Here is a 24166-nt window from a genome sequence, read left to right as displayed (position 1 = left end):
TCTATTTTTTTTAATGGGCAGATACACTAACAATCTCTAAGCTCCCTGTCCTGCAATATATAACCTATATCCACTAGGCATATTCACTAACATTGCTGCATATCTAGAGGCAAAATTGTTAGTTTGCACACTGTTATTTAGCAAAAAATCACATAAGATGATACCAATCCAAAAACCAATAATTTATAAGGTGAGGAAACACGCATGACTGATGAGACTACTAGCACACCTCTATATATTAAAGTTCACCCCAGTGATAATGTTGCAATTGTTGTTAATGACCATGGTCTACCTACAGGCACTGTCTTTGCAGATGGTTTAACACTGGTTGAAGATATTCCTCAAGCACATAAAGTAGCACTGACAGATATTGCTGATGGTGAAGCCTTTATCCGTTATGGCGAAGTTGTTGGCTATGCCATTGGCAATGTAAAAAAAGGGAGTTGGGTACATGAAGGCATAACCCGTATGCCAACAGCGCCAGAACTACATGAACTGCCTATAGCCACCAAAATACCAAAACCTCTTCCGCCCTTAGAAGGCTATACTTTTGAAGGCTATAAAAATCCAGATGGTAGTGTTGGTACTCGTAATCTATTAGGGATTACCATGAGTGTTAACTGTGTATCGGGTGTTGTAGAGTATGTCACTAAAATAATTGAACGTGATCTGCTGCCTAAATACCCTAATGTGGATGGTGTTATCCCTCTTACCCACCTTTATGGCTGCGGTGTTGCCATTGATGCGCCAGCAGCTATTATTCCTATCAGATCAATTCATAACTTAGCTAAAAACCCCAACTTTGGCGGTGAGGTAATGGTTGTTAGTTTAGGTTGTGAAAAATTCCAACCAGAACGGTTGCTCAAAGGCACACCTGATACACAACCTATCAAACTAGTTGATGCCGATGATGTGGTGGTACTACAAGATGAACAACATCATGGTTTTCAATCCATGGTTGAACATATTCTAGCGGTAGCAGAAAGACACTTAGCACGTCTCAACCAAAGAAAACGTGAAACAGTCCCTGCCTCCGAACTTGTGGTTGGTATGCAGTGTGGTGGAAGCGATGCTTTCTCTGGCGTTACAGCCAATCCTTCAGTTGGTTTTGCTTCTGATTTATTAGTACGTTGTGGTGCAACCGTTATGTTCTCTGAAGTGACAGAAGTACGTGACGGGATCCACTTACTCACACCACGGGTAGCCAACGAAGAAGTGGGCAAAGCACTTATTCGAGAAATGGCATGGTATGACGATTATTTAAATGCTGGCAAAGTAGACCGCAGTGCTAACACTACCCCAGGCAATAAAAAAGGGGGCTTAAATAATATTGTAGAAAAAGCCATGGGCTCCATTGCCAAATCTGGCACCAGTGCTATTGTAGAAGTATTATCACCCGGCCAACGCCCCACAAAACGCGGCCTAATCTTTGCCGCTACTCCTGCCAGTGATTTTGTTTGTGGCACACAACAAGTCGCCTCTGGCATTACTGTTCAAGTATTTACCTCAGGGCGTGGTACACCTTATGGTTTAGCCGCTGTACCTGTTATTAAAATGGCCAGTCGCAATGCTATTGCAGATCGCTGGTTTGACTTAATGGATATCAGCGCAGGTGATATTGCATTAGGCAAGAAAACTATTGAAGACGTAGGTTGGGAATTATTTAAAATGATCTTAGAAGTAGCCAGTGGCAAAAAACCTTGGTCAGATCATTGGGGACTACATAACCCACTGGCTGTATTTAATCCAGCTCCTGTAACATAATACAACCCATTACATGGGATCGAGTTAATCATCGATCTCATGTAATGCATCTTCTACAGCATTAGTGCCATCCAACTGCAAAGCAATATACATCAACAACCTATCATCCAATAACTCAATATCCAAGCCTGTAATAGAAGCCACTTTAGTTAACCTATACTCCAAAGTATTACGGTGAATATGCAAGGCTTTAGCGGTATTACCCATTTGCAGATTATGCTTAAACCAAGCATGCAATGTTTTCTGTAATATGCCATTGCTATCTTGAGCTTTTAACTTATTTAAAGGAAGTGAAAATTCTGAAGCAGTCCAGCCTGAGTTTAACGAATTTAACAACACAGGTAAGGACATTTCTTGATAATAATAGTTTTTTACTTCAGGCTTACGTTGCTTACCTAACATTAACGTAGTATAAGCAGTCTGGTATGAGTAGGCTAAATGATTGCTACCCATACCCTCCTTAAAATAATGCCCTAAAGCCGTTCTAATATTTAACTTACTACGTTGCTCACTTAATAACACCAACTGAGCAAGCCTTGCCTTATGCTCTTCTATATCCCAACGTCCATACTGGTTTAATGCAGGCGACAAGACAATCATTTCTGTTAGCGAACGAATAGCAAATAAACAACCTATATTTTGTGCAACCAGATAATCTTGCAGTAGCTTAATTTCATCAATGGCTACTTCTACTTTTAAATTTTCGCTATCAATACCAACAACTATCGCCACTCGTGGCACATTTAAATCAATACCTAAACGCTGTGCCCACTCAAAATGCCGTTTAGATAACTCTTTAGACTGCAATAGATCAAGCACCAGCTCCTCTCGTAAACGAGTTTCTTGAGCGACGCTACGCAATAACTTAGCTTGCTCCATCATCATCACAGCAGACATACAAACTAATTCGCCAAACTGTTTTAAATGCGCAGGTTCCCCTGTTAATCCAATAACACCAACCACTTCATCATCAATAATTAGAGGCAAATTAACACCCGGTTTAACACCGTGTAAATCACCACTCATCTTTGAATCAATAGCTATCATACGACCTAATGAAAGAGCCATCATCGCCCCTTCATGTAACTCACCTATTCGCTCAGGATCACCACTCCCTATGATCAAACCATTGGTATCAATAATATTCACATTACAACCAATGATCTTCATTGTTTTATCAACAATCTGTTGAGCTAATTCCGAAGTAAGAAGATAAGCACTCACTAAAGTACTCCCTAAGATAACAATCTTTCCCCAACTTAATTAACCTAGTTTACTCCCAAAATCCACAAAAGATAATAACAACTTTATTTATATAAATTTGTGCGTTTAGTTATCCAATACTAACTATTAAAATACTAAGCAAAAATAAAGGGGAAAAATTCCCCCTTTAAAAAGTGCTTAATATAACAATATGTTAGTTATTGCGATTATTTTTAACATGACGACGCAGCTTACTAAATTCGCTAACACTGCCAAACATATTATTAATTTTCGCATGTTCTAACTGACGTGAGTTTAGTCCCTCATACTGAGTTTCCCTTGCAAGTTTTCGATAGCTCTCCAACCGCTCCAATGATAATGTACCATCAGAAATCGCTTGTTGAACTGCACATCGATTTTCACTGGTATGTGTACAATTTCTATATTTACATTGTAAAGCCAATGATTCGATATCTTCGAACGCTTTAGCTAGATTTCCCGTATCTAACTGCAACTCACGCATTCCTGGTGTATCGATGACAGCCCCACCATTAGGCAGTACTAATAACTGTCTTGATGTGGTTGTATGTCGACCTGAATCATCACTACCCACTGCTTGAGTTAGAAATACATCCTTACCTAGCAGTTGATTAACTAATGATGATTTCCCAACACCTGACGAGCCTAAAAAAACAACCGTTTTCTCCTTACTGAGATAAGGTGCAAAAACCTTATAATTATCAGACTGTAGAATAGAAGTAACTAACACATTTACACCTAAACTCACCGCCGCTACTTGTTGCAGTTTATTTGCTAAATCAGCACAAAGGTCTGACTTTGTCAAAACAACCACAGGTGTTGCTGTACCTTGCCAAGCAATCGATAAATAACGCTCTAAACGACGTAGATTAAAGTCATTATTTAATGACATACAAATAAAAATATAATCAATATTCGAAGCAACAATTTGTACTGTGTTTTGAGTTCCTGCTGCCCTACGCTCAAATGTAGTTTTTCTTGGCAAGATATGATGAATAATAGCTGTTTGTTCAATATCAGCTAAACTAACCATTACCCAATCGCCAACCACAGGAAAATCTGTATTGGTATTAGCGCAATGGATAAATTTACCAGATACTAAAGCGTGTGCTTCACCATGCTCAGTAATAATTGTATAAATATTACGATGTTGCCCAGTAACTCTTGCTAGCGTTAATTCTGGGAATAGCAAAGCGTCTTGTTCGAAACGAGATGATAATCCGTAACTTGTTAACTGTTGATACGGCATTTAAACCTCCAAATCAATGTATATATTTGGAGGAAAAAAGTTTACTTGACCTCTTCCTCCATCATTGTTTCAAAAATGAAGGTCACTACAATATCCCTAAACATACTCTTCTCCTTTGCAGGATTAACAATAAATTTATTTAACTATATAACAGTATATTTTATAGCAATTATAAGATCAAAGGTAATTCTAGTGATTATCTAAATAAGAGGAATTGTAGGTAAAACACTTAAAAAAGGCTCATTGGTTTGTTGCCATTCTATTTTAGTTTGCATTTGTTGGTTAAAATTAAATATTTTACTTAACAACTTTTTTAGCATATTTAGATTCTTTTCATAAAAATATTTTTTAGTAGAGGTTACTCTTCACTATAAATAATCGATAAATTATTATGTTCTGCTTGTTGTTTTATAAACGCTATTAAATCGTCTTTATTATGTTTGTTATAAAATAAATCTGTATTTTGTTTTTTATGATAAAAATTTGTACCCCATATATAGATTATATTCATTGGCTCAACTATCTCTATCTTTGTAACTTTATCCCAGCTTGTTAAAAGATGTTTATAATCAAGATGACTTGCAATATAACCTTTAGAAAATAAGGTAGCACCTGCCAAGATACCTACACCAACTATACCCCCAAAATTAACTGGGATTAGTGTAGGATTTACTATACAAACAATCACCAATAGAATACCAACTAACCAAAGAAAAACTAGAGAAAAGAATTTTATAAATAAAATACCATCTACCCAGCTTGCAAGTTCAATATTTTTAATTGTGATTCGATAATAGTAAATTTTTCCTCCTAAAAAAGCTAAATATAAGCTAGTTGAAAAAAAAAATATAATTCCCCATAAAATTATTAACATTAATATTTTTATTAATAATGATTCGTTATAGGAAAAAATATCTTTAGAAAAAAATATTCCCATCAATACAAATAAACCTGATGTGGTATAACCAAAAACTTTTTTTAGTAGCAAATCCTTTTTATTATCTACTAATCCTCTTTTACTCCATTGCAACACAACAGACTCATTGGTTACTTCCCACTCAGTTTTCTCTATTAACTGCTGGTTATAATTAAATAAGTTAAATAATTTTCTAATCATTTTAATATCAATCAGGTTCATAAGCTCGACCATAAACCACTTCAATATGGTTAATAGTTGCTTTTTCAGTTACAAGTTGAACTAATTGATTAAAATTTTCTTCTGTACAAAATAAATTAAAAAGTTTACTTCGTTGTTTTCTGCGATTAAAACTTTTAGCCACTAATAAAATAAGCTTTCTTGAGTTATCTATTTTTAATTCCTCTACTGTATTTAAATAAGTAAATAAATGTTTATATTTAAGATGGGTTTCTAAATAACTTTTAGAAAATAAAGTAGCACCTGCAATAAGCCCAACCCCAACCATACCACCTAAACTAATTAATAAAATAGCAGGATCAGTTATAAATATAAAAACTAAAAATAAAAAAACAACACATAGAAATATTTGCATAATTTCTTTAAATTTTGGTAATCCCTCATTCCAACTTGCTAATTCAATAGATTCCTTGGTAATACGATAAGTATAGAATTCGCCACCTACTGTATAAAAATAAGACATAAAAATTATTGGACCTGCCATAATTCCCCCAATACACATTATGCCAATAATATCTAATTGATCCTTAGCCGCTATTAAAAGAAGAGTTGTAGGGAAAATACCAAAAAGAAGAATAATACCTGCAAATCCTAATTTCCCTAATAATATTTCTCTTTTATTTCCCACACGTCCTCTAGCAGTCCAACTAAATAAGATAGGCTCATCTGTTTGTTGCCATTCTATTTTAGTTTGCATTTGTTGGTTAAATCTAAATATTTTACTTAACAACTTTTTTAGCATTATTTTATTTCCTAAAGGGTAATTATTTACTACCCCCAAGTTTCACAATAATGAATTCCTTTTTCTAACTCTTCTTCATTAACTTGTTGCTGTATTAGTTTAACTATTTCATCAAAAATCTCTGGATTACAAAATAAATTAAATAGATCAACCCGCTGTTTTTTATCATAAAAGTCTTTTCCCCAAACTAATATAATTGGTTTTCCTCTATTATCTATTTCTATCTTTAGTAGGCTATCCCACCGAGTAATCATATGTTGATAGTTAAGGTGACTTTCAATATAGCCTTTAGAAAACAAGGTAGCACCTGCCAAGATACCTACACCTGCCATCCCCCCTAAACTTACTAATAATGCCGTAGGTTCTGTAATAAATACTATAACTAGAAAGGGAGTTATTATAATAAGTAACCCTTGAGCTAACTGCTTACCAAATAATAAGTCTTCTTTCCAACAGACTAACTCTAATTCTTTTTCTGTAATACGATAAGTATAAAATTTAAATTCAAATATTCCAAAATAGCCAAGCGTAACAAATGGAATATAAAAAACAAGCATAATTAATAAACTTATTAAAGAATCCATCATTGTCTTAGAAGCAGTCAAAAGCAATATTGATGTAAAAATTATAAGACATAAAAAAAAGCCATAGAATGTGATTTTTTTCCAAAAAATATCTTTCTTATTTCCTATAATACCCCTATTTGTCCAACTTAATAAAATAGGTTCATTGGTTTGTTGCCATTCTATTTTGGTCTGTATTTGTTGGTTAAAATTAAATATTTTACTTAACAACTTTTTTAGCATATTTAGATTCTTTTCATAAAAATATTTTTTAGTAAAGGTTACTCTTCACTATAAATAATCGATAAATTATTATGTTCTGCTTGTTGTTTTATAAACGCTATTAAATCGTCTTTATTATGTTTGTTATAAAATAAATAAAATAAATCTGTATTTTGTTTTTTATGATAAAAATTTGTACCCCATATATAGATTATATTCATTGGCTCAACTATCTCTATCTTTGTAACTTTATCCCAGCTTGTTAAAAGATGTTTATAATCAAGATGACTTGCAATATAACCTTTAGAAAATAAGGTAGCACCTGCCAAAATACCTACACCTGCCATCCCCCCTAAACTTACTAATAATGCCGTTGGCTCTGTAATAAATACTATAACTAGAAAGGGAGTTATTATAATAAGTAACCCTTGAGCTAGCTGTTTACCAAATAATAAATCTTCTTTCCAACTAACTAGCTCTAACTTTTGAGGTGTAATATGGTAATTATATAGTTTACTTTCCATAATACCCCAATAAATAATAGGAGCTAATGGTAATAAAATTAATAAGAAAACCATGCTGTAAATTAATAAATTAACTACTGATGTGTTATTTCCCATAAAAAGTATAAATGAAAAAATACTAAAAAATATCCCAAATATAAAAAAACACATAAACTTACGATACTTTAAATCAGACCCAACCCATTGTATTCCTCTCTTTTGCCATTGGAATAGAATAGGATCATTGTTTTTTTCCCAAATAATACTTTCTATCATTTGCTTATTGTAGTTAAGTAATTTTTTTAACATAACTATTATTTCCTATCAGTAATAGGCTGCCCTACCATCAATCTGTAAGTTTTTAACTGGTTAGCGTATTGAGGATTGTTGATATGGAAACCTGCTCCATCCTGCTTGCCTTCATCAATAGTAAGATGTCTAGGCTGACTCTTGCCTTCTATTGTACCTATTGTACCTGTCTGTAATACTTGTTGATAGCTAAAATCTATATTTTCTGGTTGACCTTCTATACCTGGTGCATTAAGTAAGCTAGCGGGTTGATTAAAGTTCATTGGGAACTCCAGTTTAAAACTAAGGATAGTATCAGTAGTAGACTCATAAGCTACCCAAGCGGTATAGATATAGCGTTTAAAATCATCATGGGCTTCATAATCAAAAGGTTCTACCCTGTATTCAGAGGTGGCTGGTGGATTAAGAGGTAAACCTTCTCCTAAAGGCTTATTAGGATCTGTCCAGCTACCCCAACGTTCAAGGGTATCAGTAAAGGTTTGATAGCCTTGTTCTAGTGGTACATCATCACGAAAGAATATTCGATCTTCCATTAGTAGGGTTTTTAGGGTAATGGTATTGCCTTTTAATTCTACAGGTAAGGCAAACTGTAACCAAAAACCCGTTATTTTTTGGTTGTGGTATAGAATATCTCCTCTACCACCGTATTGTGGACCTTTATATTGCTGGGTATAGGTTAGATGTACGGCTGGCTCTAGTAAAATTTTATACAATGCTTTTAACTCGGTAAGTTGGGTTTGTTCATCATTACCCTGTGATTCACACTTTGTTCCCCAAATACATTTATCTAACCAAAGGGCTAGTCCCTCTCTATGGAAGTATTGTGTCCAAATAGTTGCTACCAAATAAACAATACCTGCAACAAATAATACAGGTGTAACCCATGTTCCTACTACAAAAGCACAATCAAACAGTAAAAATAAGATAGCATTACTTGCTGCAAATGTACCAACTCCACCAGAAACAATAAGTGAAACTAATTTTACTACTTGTCCTGCCCCTTCAAACCAATTTGATGAGTTCTCAACATCTTTCCAAGTTGTTCCAATTTCTGCTAAAGCGCCTACCGCCAATAAACCATTTAAAATACCCACCCGTGCAATTAGCTTAGGAGCTATTCTTGCTAATCCAGTATTTTGAGCTGCTAAATCTTTAACTGTTAAACTAAGCAGTTTTCTTGCATTTTGATTACGAAGAATATCATTAGTGCTATCAATCACGCCCCTAGCCAATTTATAATAGCGATCCCATACTGGCCCCATCCAGAGAGTCATCACAGATTGGCCTAGATACCCAATATTACTGGTAATCGTTAGGGTATCTTTGGTATTACTGAAGCTTTTAGCTTGGTTAATGGCCTCCGCTGTATTGTAGAGATTCCATACCACCGCCACTAAGGGTAAAAAGTTAACTTTGACTTCATTAGTAAATCGGCTAACAAAGCGGCTCGCCATACTTTTAGCCTCTAGTGCTGAATGTGCTCGAGCATAGGCACGCTCCATTGCTTCGTATTGGCCACTTTGGCGATAGAAAAATTCTTCTGTACCTACTGATGTATTAATAGTTCCTGCTGTTGCTACAAAAGGAATAGGTTTTTGTGCATTTCTTAGTGCAAGTTGCCTTTGTAATTCTGTACGCTGACGTTGATTTGCCCTTATTGTTTCCCTATCTCGTAAGTGTTCTTCTTTAGTCGTGCGCCCTTTGCTACTCAGTTCTACGTTTTGTTGAGAGAGTGCTTTAATATCGGCATTTAATTTACGTACATCCTCAGCCCAAACAAGAAACTCTTCTCTAAAACGAAGATTTTTATAGAAGCTCATATCATTAGAAGGCGCTAGAGTAATTACGCTTGCATAGGGTAGTAGTTCATTGGGTTGCATTAAAGCAAATTTAAATAGGCATTCTAGTACCATATTGTTATATGCTTTACCTAGGGCATTACCAATAGACATGCGCTGCATAACTGCATAGCTACGCTTGGCAACATCATTAAGCTCTCTAAAGAATGGTAAATCTTTTAAATGTTCATTGGATAAGGCGCCTATGGTGTCATTAACTCGGCTAAAGATGTTATAGCCTAGTTGACTACTCATTTCTACTCCACCTGTACCTGATTTATCACCTGTTTGGTTGATGGCTAAATCTTGGCTAGCTTCACTCGCTACACGAACAAAAAGTTTGTAGAGGTCTTCATTAAAGTTAAAAAAGCTTAAGCCAAAAAGGGTGTTAGGTTTTTTGAGTTGTTCAAACAGCCATTCACTGCCTTGACTATTTTCTTGGATAAGGTTAATAATTTTTTCTGCATTAACAAATAGTTCTGTTGAATGTTGAAAAACAGTGGTGTCATGGAATATTTCATCGGCATCAGGAGATAGTTTATCTAGCCATAGCACAAGATCTGCAATCATATTATCTGTGCAGTATTGGTAAGCTTTTAATGCTTGTTCTCGTTTAACCAAATGGTCTAATGCTTCTTCTAGTTTAAGGTGACGTCTTAAATTAGAACAACGATCCCACTCAATTACTTTATTTAACCATAAGATAGTTTGTGTTTCACCTGTTGCACTGGTAACGGTAGCACTTTCTTTAGGCTCTCCCCCTTTACTAGCCCATTTAGCTTGAAATGCTCTTGCTACACTATTAAATTGTTTTTCAGAACCACTAAAACCGCCCCAAGGTGCAGGAGGATCCATCTCAGCAGCCACTCTATTTTGCTCACGTTCTAGATAGGCATTGTATGCCGCATCTAGGTAGCCTAAACTTACTAGATCTTTTAGATATTGGTATTTTTGTTCTTGATCTTCTTTAACTTGGTCTGGAAGAAACTCATCAACACCCAAGCCGCTTAGGCTAATGGCTATTTCTGCAATACGCGTTTTACGTTGGTTTTGCTCTTCGTAGTTGGTCTTTTCTGTTACTACATAGCTTAAGCCCAATAATAGGTCATCTATAATACCGAATGGGTCATCTAGTGCGGCAATAATATCTGCTTGTTTGTTATCTGAGGCAGCTAAGATTGATATATCTGGTATATTGCTAACAAGTTCTCTAGTTTCATTTATATGTTCTACATTTGATGTTGTTAAACTTGATTTGAAATTAGTTTGCGGTTGACCTTGAAAAATATCTGCTACATTTTTTGCAAGGTTTTCTAGTGTGTCAGTATGTTCTGGCAGGTAGTTTGGCAAATTAAATTTGCGCATCCATTTGCTGCTATTTACAGCAGATTGCATTTTTTCACAGATACGCCATGACCATTGCACAGATGAGTAGGCCATATACACTACAGTATTAGGAACTGTTATTAACTGACTCGCTTCCCCTGCTGCTGTTCTTTCGTCTTTATCTTTATTTGCTTCTAGGTCAACCTTGATAAACTCTGGTTTACCACCTACGCTTTGAGCAGGTTTGATTTGGTATTCTTCCAGTTTATTTTGACTTGTCCAAACATAAAGCCAGCCTGAACGTAGTTGCCGTAAGTTGTAGTTACGGCTGCTAAGGGTTGGTAAGAGTGTATCTAAATCTGGGTGTTTAGCTAGCCATTCTTTGCTTAAGCCATGCTCACTTGCGGTAGTTATTATTTTTTTCCAATCTTGTGGCTGATCTAGTTGAGATAGGTCTTCTAAAAAGAAATTTTCATCTACTGCATAGCGTACAGGAAATATTTTGATTTCAGTAACCTGATTAGGACATTGACCACTTCCACTTGCAGTATTATCGTGCCTAGCTCTTACTGTATCATTTCTATTAGTTTGTGCTGTATTTCCCATTATACTATCTCCATTGTTACTGCTTCACTAGGCTGGGTACGCTCATCAAAAAAATGTTGTATATTGACTTCTGCTGGAAGCCCTTTGTACTTTGGTTGCGATGCCAACCAGCTTTGATAAATGCCTTGTGGTTTGGATGCAAAATCATTACCAAACTCCATAGCCATGACATACCACATTGCATAGCTACGATTACTAATAACACCAAATTCTGTCGCTTTTTTATGTTGCAATTCCATCCATTGGCTAATTTTGCTTTCTGGCTGATTTTCAAAGAAATTAGGCATTATTTCTAGGCAAGTTTCATAGATTTCATTTTTTAATTTGAAAGCAGCCGCATTATTAAGTGCCTCAACTTGAGGTTCATTTAGGTAGTCAAGCTGAATCTTTAAAGGTTCTGTTTGTGGATTTTCAAAAGTTTGCCACTCTATAGCTGGTTGTTGCCACTTAGCAACTGGTACAGGCACTTGCCATGTATTAATAGGCCCCATGATGTCTGGTAGTGCATTTTGCCCATAGCTATTTAGCCAATACCAAGTAATTAGTGGGTCTGCAAATCTAAATAGGGCTTTGCTATTTGTTTCATCTGTCACTGTAATTATCTGTTTTAGATGATCTGCTACTGTTTGTAGATATTCATTGCTATGAATAATGGTTGCACTGTTAGTCCAACTTTGTTTTATTTCATTAATTAAATTAGAACCATCTAACGCTGATACCAATATTGGACCAAGATCATAATTGTCTTTATAGGGCGTATTGATATACAGTGGTATGGTTTGTAATGGTTCCTTTTTTGAGTACAACTCACGTATTGCTGTTTGTCGCATAACTCCGTCAACAAGTGCATAAGTATATCGAGCCATTATGCATTTTCCTTAGCTTGTGCAGCCATTTGTTCGCAAATCTCACAACGAGGTTGAGCTTTCAATAAAGCTTGCCGTTGCGCTACAGGTGAACTAGTTGACTCTACAGCCTTATTTTTATTTAAAGGCAGTAATGGCGTTGCTGGCGTACCTGCCATTGGAACACCACCTGTCCATACTGGCATGGTCATCCAGATACCTGCTGGATTTAATACAATATGTTGACCACCTGCTTTTAGGGTTAAACTTAAACCTCCATCAATAACTGTTTGCATACCTGATTTAAGATGGATTTCTTGCCCCGCTTCAATAGTTTGCACTGTACCAATAGTGGTATGTTCACTTATCCCTACTGTTTTATGATCGTTCATCATTATTTGAGTTTTACGATCTAACTGAGTTAAATGGTGTTCTTCACTTTGTTGGTGCTGGTAACGGTTCTTAACAATCGTTTCGCTATGTTCATTTTGAACCTGAAGATGTGAGTTATTGTTGACCTGCACAGTGTGGTTATTTTTTGTAAGCTGATCAAAATCTTTTTGGGCTTGTACAAATATTTGTTCTTGCCCTGCCTTGTCTTCAATACGAAGCTCGTTAGAACCTACACCGCCTTTTGAAGAACTGGTTTTAAATACACTTCTAGTCTTGTTGGCTGGTAGATCATAAGGTACTTTATTAACACCGTTATGGACTGCCCCTGTAATTACAGGGGAATCTGGGTCACCTTCTAAGAAGCTGACCATTACCTCCATTCCAACTCTAGGAATAACTACCGTACCATAACCATCATGTGCCCAGTTGCTGGCTACTCTGATCCAATAAGAGCTATTTTCATCATAAGAGCCTTCTCTATCCCAATGAAATTGTACTTTAACTCGACCATACTCATCACAGTAGATCTCCTCACCTGCAGCACCTGTAACAATAGCTGTTTGTGATCCTAATACTTGAGGTTTTCTATGTAGTCTTGCTGGTCGGTAAGTAACTGCCTGTGGAGTAGCAACTAGACAATTACGATAACCTTGTCGATAGTCTTCATAAGGGAACTCTAACTCTTCAACAATAGGATGTCTAAAATACTTCTGAAGTGTATTGTATAATGCTTCAAGGGTAGTTGTATTGGCCGAGCTCTCCCCTCCCCATGCTTCTAGTACTTGAGGTTGTCTTGCCTGATGGAGGATTTGTTTAACTAGCCATGGTTGTGTGGTATCTAAAGTATCTAATGCTGGATAATCTTCTATTATGAAGAAGTAACCTGCGTGCAGCGTTGGTACATCAGAGTAAGCTTCCGCTAGAATATGACTTGCTCTTAATCGTTCAATCTCTATTTTTGAAAGTTGGTCAGCTTTGGCTTTATCCATATGTGGATTTGGATAATCGTAGCTTTCTAGATCTGGTTCTACTGCTTCATTAGCTTTTTTACTAAGTTTCCCTTCTGATGTACCCTCGGGGATTTTCATATTAGTAAAATTATAGTTTCTAAAACTCGCTGTTTTAGTAGCGCTACTTAATCCTACATCAAAACGCTTAAGCACAGGATGGTCTGCTACAAAACCTGTATCACTAGCATAATGAATTGCTTCTGCTAGTGAGGGTAGAAATGGTTGAGCATCACTAAAAACCATTTGATGTGAGGTATTGGTAAAGTTATATGTAATACCCCATCCTTCTTCTTCACATAAGCGATGAATGAAGTCAGCATCATTCTCATCATACTGTACACAAAACTCACGAGGTGCATAAGTTTCTTTAAGTTTAAATTCAAAACCATTTTTATCACCTTGTTGCATGGCATGCTCATTGAGAATAGAGGTGATAATTTCTGGTACTGTTTTTTCAACCCAACGACGTTGGTTTACTCTTTTGTAAAGATGACTAAAACGAGGAGCAAGTATTACTTTGAATTGAGCATAGTGATTACCAACAGCCCCACGCTTTACACTATGAATAACACCATGAATCCCTTGCTGGCCATCTGCTGTAAATGAAAGATAAGCTGGTTTGGAAAGAAGCTGTGTTATATCAAATCGTAAATGATTATGAACAAGTGTAACTTCAAAGGCATACTCAGCATTCATTCCTTCAATACCATCAAAACTCAATACTTGCAAACCAGAACTCTCTAACCCTTCTATTTGCAATGAGTAGATGGTTTCATTAGCTACACTAAACACTTTTTAACTCCTTCAAACCGCAATAGCCAAATACATCAATATCATTTTATTTATTCAATATTAAATAAAACTTAATTATGCTACTAAACTATCTCTTATTATTAGACTATAGTATAAAGACAATTAAACATTGATAAAAGCAATAGCTTATTAATTTTCCATGCAATGATTTAAGACTTTGATATTGAAGTAATTTTTATCTTTAATATTATTTACCTAATAAAATAAGAGGCTCTCTAAATATAATGAAAGTCATGGTTGTTATACTCTAGACAAAGTCCATATTATTCAAAATTGAGACAGGTTTAATCTTCAATTAACCTTTTAAAAGAAAATTTTTAATCACTAAAAACTTATAAATCAAAATATTTAACTTAAAAAGAAATAATATTGTAGCTATTTTGCTTTCTAAACAATGGTATGAGTTTTTCTTAAAATATGTTTATAATCATTATATTAAAGATTAATTAATACTCATACCACATTGATATTAGTCTAGTTATAATGTGAACTCTAATAGGTATTATATTCATCACATAATCAATAGCTTATATATCATTAACCCAATATAATGTATAAGACATTGGTATAATTATCATTAATATCTTACTAGGTTACTCTGTTAGTCACATTTTTGTAGATTTTCTTCTACAAGGGTGTGTTTTTTTAATCATCGAAATTATGGAGAAATGAAGATGAAAAAAATTATTTTGGCAGGCACTGTTGCCTTATTTGCAGTTATGGCAGTTCCAGCACAAGCAGAACTAGCTGATCAACCTTGGGTTTTAACAGGCACTTCACTTGTTAAAACAGGCTTTTTACAATACATAAAAGCTTGCCATTGGAAAAGAAGTGAATATGTAAATGGTATTTATCAAGCTCAAATGACCACTACATACACCTCTAAATTCAGTGGTTGTCCAGCGCCTATGAATTGATATTCAACTATATCAATCTTTCATTGGTGAGAGTTATCTTTGCGGTATTGTTTAAGGATAAGAAGTATTGGCAATAAGGATAACTCTTTGGTATTATTAAAAATATCTATTATTAACTAACTCATAAATAAATTTAGTTATCACTCAATAACAGGCTGTAGACAATCAGCCCAAAATTTTATCTTTATAAGATAGAATCGCATAATTATCTAAAATTACAATTGATATAAACGAATGCCAATATATAATTCAATGTAAAAATAGATATAAGGAACTGGAATGAAGAAGGGAATAAAAATAGTCGTTTCTCTCCTAATATTGTTGGGCTTAATTTATTGGTGTTATTCTGCATTTTTTTCTACTTCTGATGAAGTTAGCTACATTACAGAACCTGTTCGTGTGGGCACTATTAAAAGAACTGTTAATACCTCTGGCGAAGTTGGGGCTGTCCAGTTAGTAACAGTAGGTGCTCAAGTTTCAGGCCAAATAACAAAGCTATATGTAAAACTAGGTCAAAAAGTTAAAAAAGGCGATAAAATTGCGGATATTGACTCTATTACACAAATCAACGAATTAAATATTAATAAAGCCAGATTAGAAACCTACAAAGCACAATTAGTATCCAGAGAAATAGCGTTAAGAGTCGCTCAAAAAAAATATACTCGAGAAAAAAACTTAAAAAAACATAATGCCACTTCAGATGAAAATCTTGAATCCGCAGAAGATGCCTTAGCATCAGCTCGAGCAAGTGTAACAGAGATGAAGTCGCAAATTGTGCAAGCACAAATAGAAGTTAATAATGCTGAAACTAATTTGGGATATACCAAAATTATAGCACCATTAGATGGAACTATTGTTTCAACCCCTATCGAAGAAGGTCAAACAGTTAACTCCAATCAAACAACACCAACTATTGTAAAAATAGCTGATTTATCCAAAATGGAAATCAAAATGCAGATTTCTGAAGGAGATATAACAAAAATACAACCAAATATGGAGGTTAGTTATACCATTCTTTCAGAACCTAATACTGTTTATCAAGGAAAACTGAATCGCATAGATCCTGGCTTAATATCCCTCACCAAAGGCGACTATAACGGTTCTACAGAAGCAAACACAGCTGTTTACTATTATGCTAATGTGATTGTACCTAACGAAGCAAATAAATTACGTATAGGCATGACTACTCAAAATACGATTACGATTGCCAGTGCAGAAGATGTTTTACTAGTTCCCAAAGTAGCATTAAAGGGACAAGGTGATAATACTTATGTTGATGTGTTAGAAGCTGATGGAATCACTGTAAGCACTAAAAAGGTAACTATAGGATTATCCGATAATATAAATGCACAAGTACTATCTGGCTTACAAGGAGGTGAGCAAGTCATTACCATGCAAATGACCTCAGCAGAAATGCATAACAAAGTCATGTCTAGTGTACAACGCATGTAGTTGAGATTATATAAATGGCTATGATTGAAGTTACTAATCTCAATAAATATTTTGGTGAGGGTAATAATAGAACTCACGTTCTGAAAGATATAAACCTTGCCATTGAGGCTGGAGAGTTTATAGCTATTGTTGGGCAATCTGGTTCAGGTAAAACAACTTTGATGAATACACTAGGTTGTCTTGATACGCCCTCCTCTGGCTCCTATAAAATAGATAATATTGAAACCAGTAGCATGACGTCTAATGAGTTAGCTCAAGTTCGTGGAGAAAAATTTGGTTTTATCTTTCAACGTTATAACCTATTAGCTAATTTATCGGCATTAGATAATGTTGCATTACCAGCTATTTATTTAGGTGTCGATCATACAGAACGTACTAATAAAGCAACAAAATTATTAAATGATTTAAACCTACCCGATAAATTAAAAAATAAACCTAATGAACTATCAGGTGGGCAACAACAAAGAGTAAGTATTGCGCGCGCATTAATGAATGGTGGTGAAATTATCTTAGCCGACGAACCTACTGGAGCACTAGACTCACACAGTGGTGAAATGGTTATGGATATTTTAAAAGAGCTGCATCAGCAACAACATACCATTATATTAGTAACTCATGATCAACAGATTGCAAGTTATGCTCATCGTATTATAGAAATAAAAGATGGTGAGATTATTGCAGATACTCGCAAGCAAAATCAGCCTAACACGCCTATTGAAGCAAAAAAGCAGCCTATAAAATACAACCCTTTTGTTTTTTATAAAGACCAGTTATTTGAGTCTTTTAAAATGTCTATTCAAGCAATTGTGGCACACAAACTTCGCTCTATACTAACAATGCTAGGAATTATTATCGGCATAGCTTCCGTAGTCACTGTTGTTGCATTGGGTAGAGGTTCGCAACAAAAAATTCTATCTGATATTAACTCATTAGGCACAGATACTATCACTATTTATGCGGGTAGTGGCGCTGGTGATATGTACTCAGGAAGGGTGACTACTTTAACCGATGATGATGCTAAAGAACTGGCAAAATTAAGTTATATTGATGGCGCAAGCCCTACTATTACCTCATCAGGCACTTTGGTTTTTAACAATATTTCGGTCAATAGTCAGGTTACAGGTGTTAACGAACAATATTTTTATATTAAAGGCCAACAGATTGCTGAAGGTAGATTTTTTAATTTAGAGGATGTGGTTAATAATAATTCGGTTGTTGTTATCGATCATAACACCCAGCAAAGACTTTTTCCTTCATCTTCTGCTATAGGAAAAGTTGTTCTATTTAATAAACAACCTTTCGAAGTGGTTGGCGTTACTGTACCTAACAGTGGTTTTATGGCTAGCAGTAATAATCTAGAACTATGGATGCCTTACACAACTACCATGAGTAAAATCGCAGGTAGCAGCAATATATCTTCCATTATTGTGAAAGTTAAAGAGAATATTAATACCCAAATTGCTGATAGCGGTATTACTAAATTTCTAACTATTAAACATGAAAAAACAGATTTTTACACCGCGAATATGGATGCGATTAAACAAACCATAGAAAGTACCACCGATACCATGACACTATTAATATCTTGTATTGCCTTAATTTCTTTGATTGTAGGAGGTATAGGTGTAATGAATATTATGTTGGTGTCGGTAACCGAAAGAACCAAAGAAATTGGTATACGCATGGCTATTGGTGCAAGAGAACACAGTATTTTAGAACAATTTCTAATTGAGGCTATATTAATTTGCTTAATTGGCGGTATATTAGGCATTGGCCTTTCTTATTTAATTGGTGTTATTTTTAGTCTATTATTTAGTGATTTTCCGCTCGTTTTTTCAATCGAGTCTATTATACTAGCATTGTGTTGCTCAACGGCTATCGGTATTATTTTTGGATTTATGCCGGCTCGTAATGCCTCCAAACTTAATCCAATTGTTGCTCTTTCAAGGGAATGAAGAAAACGATAATGAATAAATGCACCGTTACACTAATTACATGTGTTTTTATACTGCTTGTTGTAGGTTGTACATCTACCAAAAATCCTGATGAGCAATTAAAAGAACGTGTTCAGTTAACAGAGGATATTCTTAAGCGTTATAAAATCGATGATCATTGGTGGAAGGTTTACAATGATCAACAGCTTAATCGGCTTATTGAATTAGCCATGAGCAATAATATTGATTTAGCAAAACGGGCTATTGATATTAATAGAGCTTTATACCAAGCCAATCTAATTGGAGAAGATTTAGTACCTACTTTTTCTGCTGGAACAGATGGTTCCATCCAAAAAAGCCTTAAAACAGGCGATGCATCAACACGCTCTTTCTCTGGAAAAATTAATGTTAGCTATGAAGTAGATTTATGGCAAAAAATTGCTAATACTGTTTCTGCACAACAATGGGAATATGCAGCCACTATTCAAGATCGAGAAACCACTCGCTTAGCTTTAATAAATAACGTGGTAGATGCTTATTACCACCTTCTATATTTACATCAAGCGATTACTATCACTGAACAAAATATAGAAAACTATCAACAAATTAGTCAGCTAGTTTCATATAAATACCAATATGGCAGAGTGTCCTCATTAGATCCTGCACAGGCTAAACAAGCGATTTTAAATGCTAGAAATAGCCTTATTGATTTACAAAACCAATTAAAGACCACCGAACAAACATTACGTGATTTACTGAATTTAAAACCAACAGAATCCTTATTAATTAATTATCCTGATCTATTAACATTACAACTACCTAAAGTAGATTTAAATGTTCCTCTTTCAGTGATCGCTAACAGACCAGACCTACGCGCTGCTGAATACCGCTTACAGAAAGCTGCACTCGATTTAAAAGCCACTGAAAAAAGTTGGTATCCAACTATAACCTTAGGTGCTGCTGTTAATAGCTCATCTGATAAAGCACGAACTACTTTTGACTTACCAATGGCAGCAGGTAATGTCAGTATTGATCTTCCTTTTTTAGACTGGAATAGAATACGCTGGCGTGTAAAAATTTCTAAAGAAGATTATGAAGGTATAAGACTTGACCTAGAAAAAGCTATTACCACAGCCTTAAATGAAATTAGTACCTACTATTATAATTACTCAAATGCTCAAGCATCATTAGCCAATTTACAAGATAAATATAATTATGATGTAGAGATCACACAGTATTATGATATTAGATATCAACAAGGTGCAGGTGAACTTAAAGATTGGCTAGATGCACTCAATACAGAAACCAATACTAAAATATCTTTACTGTCTAATCGCTATCAACTTATTCAATATGAAAATCAGATTTATAAAGCAATAGCGGGAAGATATATAGAATAATATTGTTTATATTTTTCTTAACGGTATCCAAAACCAATTTTAAAAAGTATAAAAATTATTTCTCCATCAACTGATAAACCAAATCAACATTTACATGCTGGCGGATATGGTCGGCTAATTTATCGTATTGTTGGTCTTTAAAGGCGGTATAGTCAAACGGTTGTTCTGTTAGCTTATCAGCATAAGGCTCTAGTAAATAATCAATAACCTCTGCATTATCTAAAATACCGTGAATATAAGTACCAAAGCATTTATTATTCAATAGATAACCATCGGTTGTATTATCCGTTAAGTGATTGACAGGTGATGTGGGATTATCATCCATTGGGGTGGTAATTCCCATATGGATTTCATAACCATCACAAAGGCTAGCAGATTGTTGAAAGTTAAATTTAACTTGCCGTGTTACTTTTTCACCTAGCATCTTGGTAGATACGGGTAATAATCCTAAACCTGGTAATCGTTCAATAGAACCTTCCACATGGTCAGGGTCACAAATCTCCTGCCCCATCATTTGGAAACCACCACAAATACCTACTACCGTAGCGCCAGCTCGATGGGCTTTTAAAATACTTTGTGCTACTCCATTACGACGTAACTCATATAAATCATCTAAGGTGCTTTTACTACCAGGCAATAAAATAATATCTGCTTTGGCAATTTCATCTACATTACTACTGTAATATAAATGAACTCTTGGGTCTCGCTCTAAACGATTAAAATCGGTAAAGTTAGACATATGCCTTAATAGTACCACTACCACATTAACCTTACCATGGGATGCTTGAATTTGCTTAGTATGTAGTGCAACAGAATCTTCTTCTTCAATATGAATATCTTTATAGTAAGGCACTACACCCACCACAGGAATACCACATAAATCTTCGAGTATTTTAATACCCGATTCAAACAGTCGAATATCACCACGAAATTTATTAATTAATATACCTTTTACGTATTTTCGTTCTTCTTCTGTAAGTAGCATAATAGAACCATAAACGCTGGCAAATACACCACCACGATCAATATCTGCTACCAAGATGACACTGGCTTTAGCGTGAATAGCCATTGGCATATTAACTAGATCAACTTCCCTTAAATTGATCTCCGAAATACTACCTGCACCCTCCATTACTACAGGATTATAGCTGCTTGCTAAACGATCAAAAGCCGCATTTACCTCTGCTCTCAACTCCTCCCTGCCTTCTGTTCGGAAATATTGATAAGCATTTTGATTACCTATGGGCTTACCATTTAATACTACTTGGCAAGTATGATCTGATGAAGGCTTGAGCAATAATGGATTCATATCGGTATGACAAGCCACCCCTGCCGCTTCCGCCTGTACTGCTTGCGCTCTGCCTATTTCTAAGCCCTCTTCCGTAGCATAGGAATTATTAGCCATATTCTGTGCTTTAAAAGGTGCTGGAGTATAACCATCCTGTTTAAAGATACGACAAAATCCTGCGGTAATAATACTTTTCCCAACATCACTACCTGTACCAACAAACATAAGGGGTGAAAGCTTTTGCATAATGTTAGCCTTTATTCAAATTGCAGTTAGGAAAAATAGTTAATGGCGTAATAGAACCATAGCTAGGCGCATTATTAAACATATTTTCTATGGTTGTCACCCCTGCATAAACACGGGCACAGTTAATAATACCACCATGAGTAAAGATGGCTGCTTTTTCGATTGTCGTTGGTAAAGTATTAATAAACTCAATAAAGCGCTTATATAAATCTTGGAATGATTCGCCATTGGTGGTGGCAGTATTTATCCAATCATTATAAAAGTTTTGTAAATTAGGGTCTTGAATATCATCCCACTTTTGCATTTCCCAATCACCAAAATTAAGTTCTTTTAAACGATGATCCGTAATAGCATTAGTAAAACCACAATAATTAGCTAACTTGGTACAGCGACTTAATGGGCTAGTAAAAACATGATCAAACTTAATCTGTTTAATCTGCTCAAATACTACGGTAGCTTCATCGTTAAAACTATCCTTTAAACCCACATCACTCCAGCCATAGCAAATACCTTGCGGCACATCTACCGCTGTATGACGAATAAAATAGAGCTTCATACTAATCCTACTAACGCAACAAATGACAAGTAAAAAGACAACTCTGTCATTAAAAATAAAGCCCCTGCACAATCGCCTGTATAACCTTGTATTTTACTTTGCATAAAAGCAGTTAATAGAAAAAATACTGCAATAGGTAAAAGTATTGATAGGTAGTAAACGGGTGAAACAATGCCAAAGATTATTAATAATGGCACTAAAGCAAAGCTGATTGAATATAAAAAATACTTAGTTTTAATATCATCATAAACAACTTTTACTTTACTGGTTTCAGCGGTACGAGCATAGCTTAAACGGACGGTAATAAAAGAAGATAATCCTTTACAAAATGGATCAGCTACTAAGATAGCTAAACAAGCCAAATACACAGGTAAAGCACTTAATAAAGTGAATAATAAAAGAAAATAAACAATTAAACCCAATACACCATAACAACCTATATGGCTATCTTTCATAATAGCCAAGATACGCTCTTTAGAAATTCCACCACCAAAGCCATCAAAAAAATCAGCTAAGCCATCTTCATGTAGTGCACCTGTTAATAATAACCTACTGGCTATCGCTAGCATAACAGCTACTGCTATAGGGAATAATAGACTACTTAAATACAGTACCATAGCCATTACCGAGGCAGTTAACCAACCCGCCATTGACCAATAATAGATAATATTTTTAAAGTACTCGTCAGGAATCATCCGATTCCTAAAAAAAGGTAGTCGCGTAAAAAAAATAATAACGGCAATAAATGCTAACATTTGGTAATCGGAGTAACTTCCGCCTTTGCAAAAGATTTCATTTCATTCATCATTCGCACTGCTGATTCAACCAATGGAAAGGCACATACTGCACCTGTTCCCTCACCTAATCTAAACTGTAACTGCAACAATGATTGCACACCCATATAATCTAATAGCAGTTTATGACCTGTTTCTTCACCCTGATGACCAAAAATCGCATAATCAATAATATGAGGATAAAACTTAGCAGCCATTAAAACACAGTTGGTCATAATAAAACCATCTATCAAAATAACCATCCCTAACTCGGCAGCTCTTAGCATAGCACCTACGGTCATCACCATTTCATAGCCACCAAAATAACGCATAATATCTAGGGTAGAACCATCCCCCCGATAGTTATCCACTGCTTGTTGCAATACTTGATATTTACGCAATGTACCCTCAGAAGCCCAACCTGACCCAGCTCCTACACATTGTTTTAAATCGATACCTGTTAAATAGCTCATCCAGATAGAAGATGGAGAGGTATTAGCAATGCCTAATTCACCAAAAGAAATAATATTACAACCTGCTTGATGACATTGCTCAACTAACTCCACTCCAGTGTTAATAGCCTGCTCCATTTGCTGTTCGGTCATGGCTGCTTGATAAAGAAAATTAGCGGTACCTTTACTAATTTTACGATCAATTACCCCTGTATCTGCCTCAAAATCGTAGTCAACACCTGCATCAACTACTAATAACTTAAATCCATGTTGTCGTACAAAAATATTGATACCACCACCACCCTCAACAAAATTAAGGGCTTGTTGCCATGTAATGGCTTTTGGCGAAGGGCTAACCCCTGATTCAGCTATGCCATGATCCGCAGCAAATAAAATATGGTGAGGGTTAGTTAATTTCGGTGATAAACTTTGTTGAATAGTGCCTACTTGTGCAGCTATTTTTTCTAATATGCCTAACGAACCCTTCGGCTTAGCTAGGTTATCAATCTTATCTTGTAATAAGGAGCAAATCGCTTCATCTGGTTTATTAATCACAAAACTTCTCAT

The 24166-nt window shown here is 35.3% G+C and carries 18 protein-coding genes; 5 read left to right on the top strand and 13 right to left on the bottom strand.

Annotation, left to right across the window (positions count from 1 at the left end):
* Positions 1–204: 204 nt before the first annotated feature.
* On the top strand, positions 205–1764 hold the full coding sequence (garD, locus tag MTZ49_RS08760; protein ID WP_264745175.1) for a galactarate dehydratase: 1560 nt from the start codon (positions 205–207) through the stop codon (positions 1762–1764).
* 24 nt (positions 1765–1788) lie between these two features.
* On the opposite strand, the gene MTZ49_RS08755 is transcribed toward garD, so the two are convergent.
* The 9 genes from MTZ49_RS08755 to tssI all read right to left on the bottom strand — a co-directional run bounded on the left by MTZ49_RS08755 (position 1789) and on the right by tssI (position 14560).
* Positions 1789–2988, bottom strand: coding sequence for a sugar diacid recognition domain-containing protein (locus MTZ49_RS08755; protein WP_264745174.1), 1200 nt, complete (start codon positions 2986–2988; stop codon positions 1789–1791).
* 193 nt (positions 2989–3181) lie between these two features.
* Complete coding sequence (gene rsgA / locus MTZ49_RS08750) at positions 3182–4255, bottom strand: ribosome small subunit-dependent GTPase A (protein WP_264745173.1); 1074 nt, start codon at positions 4253–4255, stop codon at positions 3182–3184.
* 358 nt (positions 4256–4613) lie between these two features.
* Positions 4614–5393, bottom strand: a complete 780-nt coding sequence (locus tag MTZ49_RS08745; RefSeq protein ID WP_264745172.1) for a hypothetical protein — start codon at positions 5391–5393, stop codon at positions 4614–4616.
* Positions 5380–6153, bottom strand: a complete 774-nt coding sequence (locus MTZ49_RS08740) for a hypothetical protein (protein WP_264745171.1) — start codon at positions 6151–6153, stop codon at positions 5380–5382. The genes MTZ49_RS08745 and MTZ49_RS08740 overlap by 14 nt, the downstream gene beginning before the upstream one ends.
* 29 nt (positions 6154–6182) lie before the next feature.
* Positions 6183–6959 carry a hypothetical protein gene (locus tag MTZ49_RS08735; protein ID WP_264745170.1) on the bottom strand — a complete coding sequence of 259 codons (777 nt, stop codon included), beginning with the start codon at positions 6957–6959 and terminating at the stop codon, positions 6183–6185.
* A gap of 38 nt (positions 6960–6997) precedes the next feature.
* Positions 6998–7750: a hypothetical protein gene (locus MTZ49_RS08730; protein ID WP_264745169.1), complete on the bottom strand. Its 753-nt coding sequence runs from the start codon at positions 7748–7750 to the stop codon at positions 6998–7000.
* Between the two features lie 5 nt (positions 7751–7755).
* The gene (locus tag MTZ49_RS08725) at positions 7756–11520 is read right to left on the bottom strand and encodes a T6SS effector BTH_I2691 family protein (RefSeq protein ID WP_264745168.1); all 3765 of its coding nucleotides are present in this window, start codon (positions 11518–11520) and stop codon (positions 7756–7758) included.
* Positions 11520–12386, bottom strand: a complete 867-nt coding sequence (locus tag MTZ49_RS08720; RefSeq protein ID WP_264745167.1) for a DUF4123 domain-containing protein — start codon at positions 12384–12386, stop codon at positions 11520–11522. The genes MTZ49_RS08725 and MTZ49_RS08720 overlap by 1 nt, the downstream gene beginning before the upstream one ends.
* The gene (tssI, locus tag MTZ49_RS08715) at positions 12386–14560 is read right to left on the bottom strand and encodes a type VI secretion system tip protein TssI/VgrG (protein ID WP_264745166.1); all 2175 of its coding nucleotides are present in this window, start codon (positions 14558–14560) and stop codon (positions 12386–12388) included. The genes MTZ49_RS08720 and tssI overlap by 1 nt, the downstream gene beginning before the upstream one ends.
* 695 nt (positions 14561–15255) lie before the next feature.
* Between tssI and MTZ49_RS08710 the strand changes: the two genes are divergently transcribed.
* From MTZ49_RS08710 to tdeA, 4 genes are all read left to right on the top strand, one after another.
* Complete coding sequence (locus MTZ49_RS08710; RefSeq protein WP_264745165.1) at positions 15256–15498, top strand: hypothetical protein; 243 nt, start codon at positions 15256–15258, stop codon at positions 15496–15498.
* A 279-nt stretch (positions 15499–15777) separates the two neighbouring features.
* Positions 15778–16950: an efflux RND transporter periplasmic adaptor subunit gene (locus MTZ49_RS08705; protein ID WP_264745164.1), complete on the top strand. Its 1173-nt coding sequence runs from the start codon at positions 15778–15780 to the stop codon at positions 16948–16950.
* A gap of 14 nt (positions 16951–16964) precedes the next feature.
* Complete coding sequence (locus MTZ49_RS08700) at positions 16965–18905, top strand: MacB family efflux pump subunit (RefSeq protein ID WP_264745163.1); 1941 nt, start codon at positions 16965–16967, stop codon at positions 18903–18905.
* Between the two features lie 11 nt (positions 18906–18916).
* Entirely contained in the window at positions 18917–20284 is a 1368-nt protein-coding gene (gene tdeA / locus MTZ49_RS08695; protein WP_264745162.1) for a toxin/drug exporter TdeA, read from the top strand.
* A gap of 55 nt (positions 20285–20339) precedes the next feature.
* Here the strand turns inward: tdeA and MTZ49_RS08690 are convergent, their stop codons facing one another.
* Genes MTZ49_RS08690 through cobT form a run of 4 tightly spaced genes read right to left on the bottom strand, consistent with a single transcriptional unit; the run spans position 20340 to position 24166 of the window.
* Complete coding sequence (locus MTZ49_RS08690) at positions 20340–21818, bottom strand: cobyric acid synthase (RefSeq protein ID WP_264745161.1); 1479 nt, start codon at positions 21816–21818, stop codon at positions 20340–20342.
* A gap of 4 nt (positions 21819–21822) precedes the next feature.
* Positions 21823–22374, bottom strand: coding sequence for an alpha-ribazole phosphatase (cobC, locus tag MTZ49_RS08685; protein ID WP_264745160.1), 552 nt, complete (start codon positions 22372–22374; stop codon positions 21823–21825).
* Complete coding sequence (cobS, locus tag MTZ49_RS08680; protein WP_264745159.1) at positions 22371–23129, bottom strand: adenosylcobinamide-GDP ribazoletransferase; 759 nt, start codon at positions 23127–23129, stop codon at positions 22371–22373. Before cobS ends, cobC begins: the two co-directional genes overlap by 4 nt.
* Positions 23123–24166 carry a nicotinate-nucleotide--dimethylbenzimidazole phosphoribosyltransferase gene (gene cobT / locus MTZ49_RS08675; RefSeq protein ID WP_264745158.1) on the bottom strand — a complete coding sequence of 348 codons (1044 nt, stop codon included), beginning with the start codon at positions 24164–24166 and terminating at the stop codon, positions 23123–23125. Before cobT ends, cobS begins: the two co-directional genes overlap by 7 nt.

The organism is Entomomonas sp. E2T0, from assembly GCF_025985425.1.
GTDB lineage: Bacteria > Pseudomonadota > Gammaproteobacteria > Pseudomonadales > Pseudomonadaceae > Entomomonas.
This window is presented reverse-complemented; position numbering and strand designations above follow the sequence as displayed.

Coding starts and splice junctions, on each gene's coding strand:
- MTZ49_RS08710 (WP_264745165.1), top strand. CDS start 15,256: ATGAAAAAAATTATTTTGGCAGGCACTGTTGCCTTATTTGCAGTTATG.
- MTZ49_RS08720 (WP_264745167.1), bottom strand. CDS start 12,386: ATGGCTCGATATACTTATGCACTTGTTGACGGAGTTATGCGACAAACA.
- MTZ49_RS08705 (WP_264745164.1), top strand. CDS start 15,778: ATGAAGAAGGGAATAAAAATAGTCGTTTCTCTCCTAATATTGTTGGGC.
- MTZ49_RS08740 (WP_264745171.1), bottom strand. CDS start 6,153: ATGCTAAAAAAGTTGTTAAGTAAAATATTTAGATTTAACCAACAAATG.
- cobS (WP_264745159.1), bottom strand. CDS start 23,129: ATGTTAGCATTTATTGCCGTTATTATTTTTTTTACGCGACTACCTTTT.
- MTZ49_RS08690 (WP_264745161.1), bottom strand. CDS start 21,818: ATGCAAAAGCTTTCACCCCTTATGTTTGTTGGTACAGGTAGTGATGTT.
- MTZ49_RS08745 (WP_264745172.1), bottom strand. CDS start 5,393: ATGAACCTGATTGATATTAAAATGATTAGAAAATTATTTAACTTATTT.
- MTZ49_RS08725 (WP_264745168.1), bottom strand. CDS start 11,520: ATGGGAAATACAGCACAAACTAATAGAAATGATACAGTAAGAGCTAGG.
- cobC (WP_264745160.1), bottom strand. CDS start 22,374: ATGAAGCTCTATTTTATTCGTCATACAGCGGTAGATGTGCCGCAAGGT.
- garD (WP_264745175.1), top strand. CDS start 205: ATGACTGATGAGACTACTAGCACACCTCTATATATTAAAGTTCACCCC.
- MTZ49_RS08700 (WP_264745163.1), top strand. CDS start 16,965: ATGGCTATGATTGAAGTTACTAATCTCAATAAATATTTTGGTGAGGGT.
- MTZ49_RS08730 (WP_264745169.1), bottom strand. CDS start 7,750: ATGTTAAAAAAATTACTTAACTACAATAAGCAAATGATAGAAAGTATT.
- MTZ49_RS08735 (WP_264745170.1), bottom strand. CDS start 6,959: ATGCTAAAAAAGTTGTTAAGTAAAATATTTAATTTTAACCAACAAATA.
- rsgA (WP_264745173.1), bottom strand. CDS start 4,255: ATGCCGTATCAACAGTTAACAAGTTACGGATTATCATCTCGTTTCGAA.
- cobT (WP_264745158.1), bottom strand. CDS start 24,166: ATGAGAAGTTTTGTGATTAATAAACCAGATGAAGCGATTTGCTCCTTA.
- tdeA (WP_264745162.1), top strand. CDS start 18,917: ATGAATAAATGCACCGTTACACTAATTACATGTGTTTTTATACTGCTT.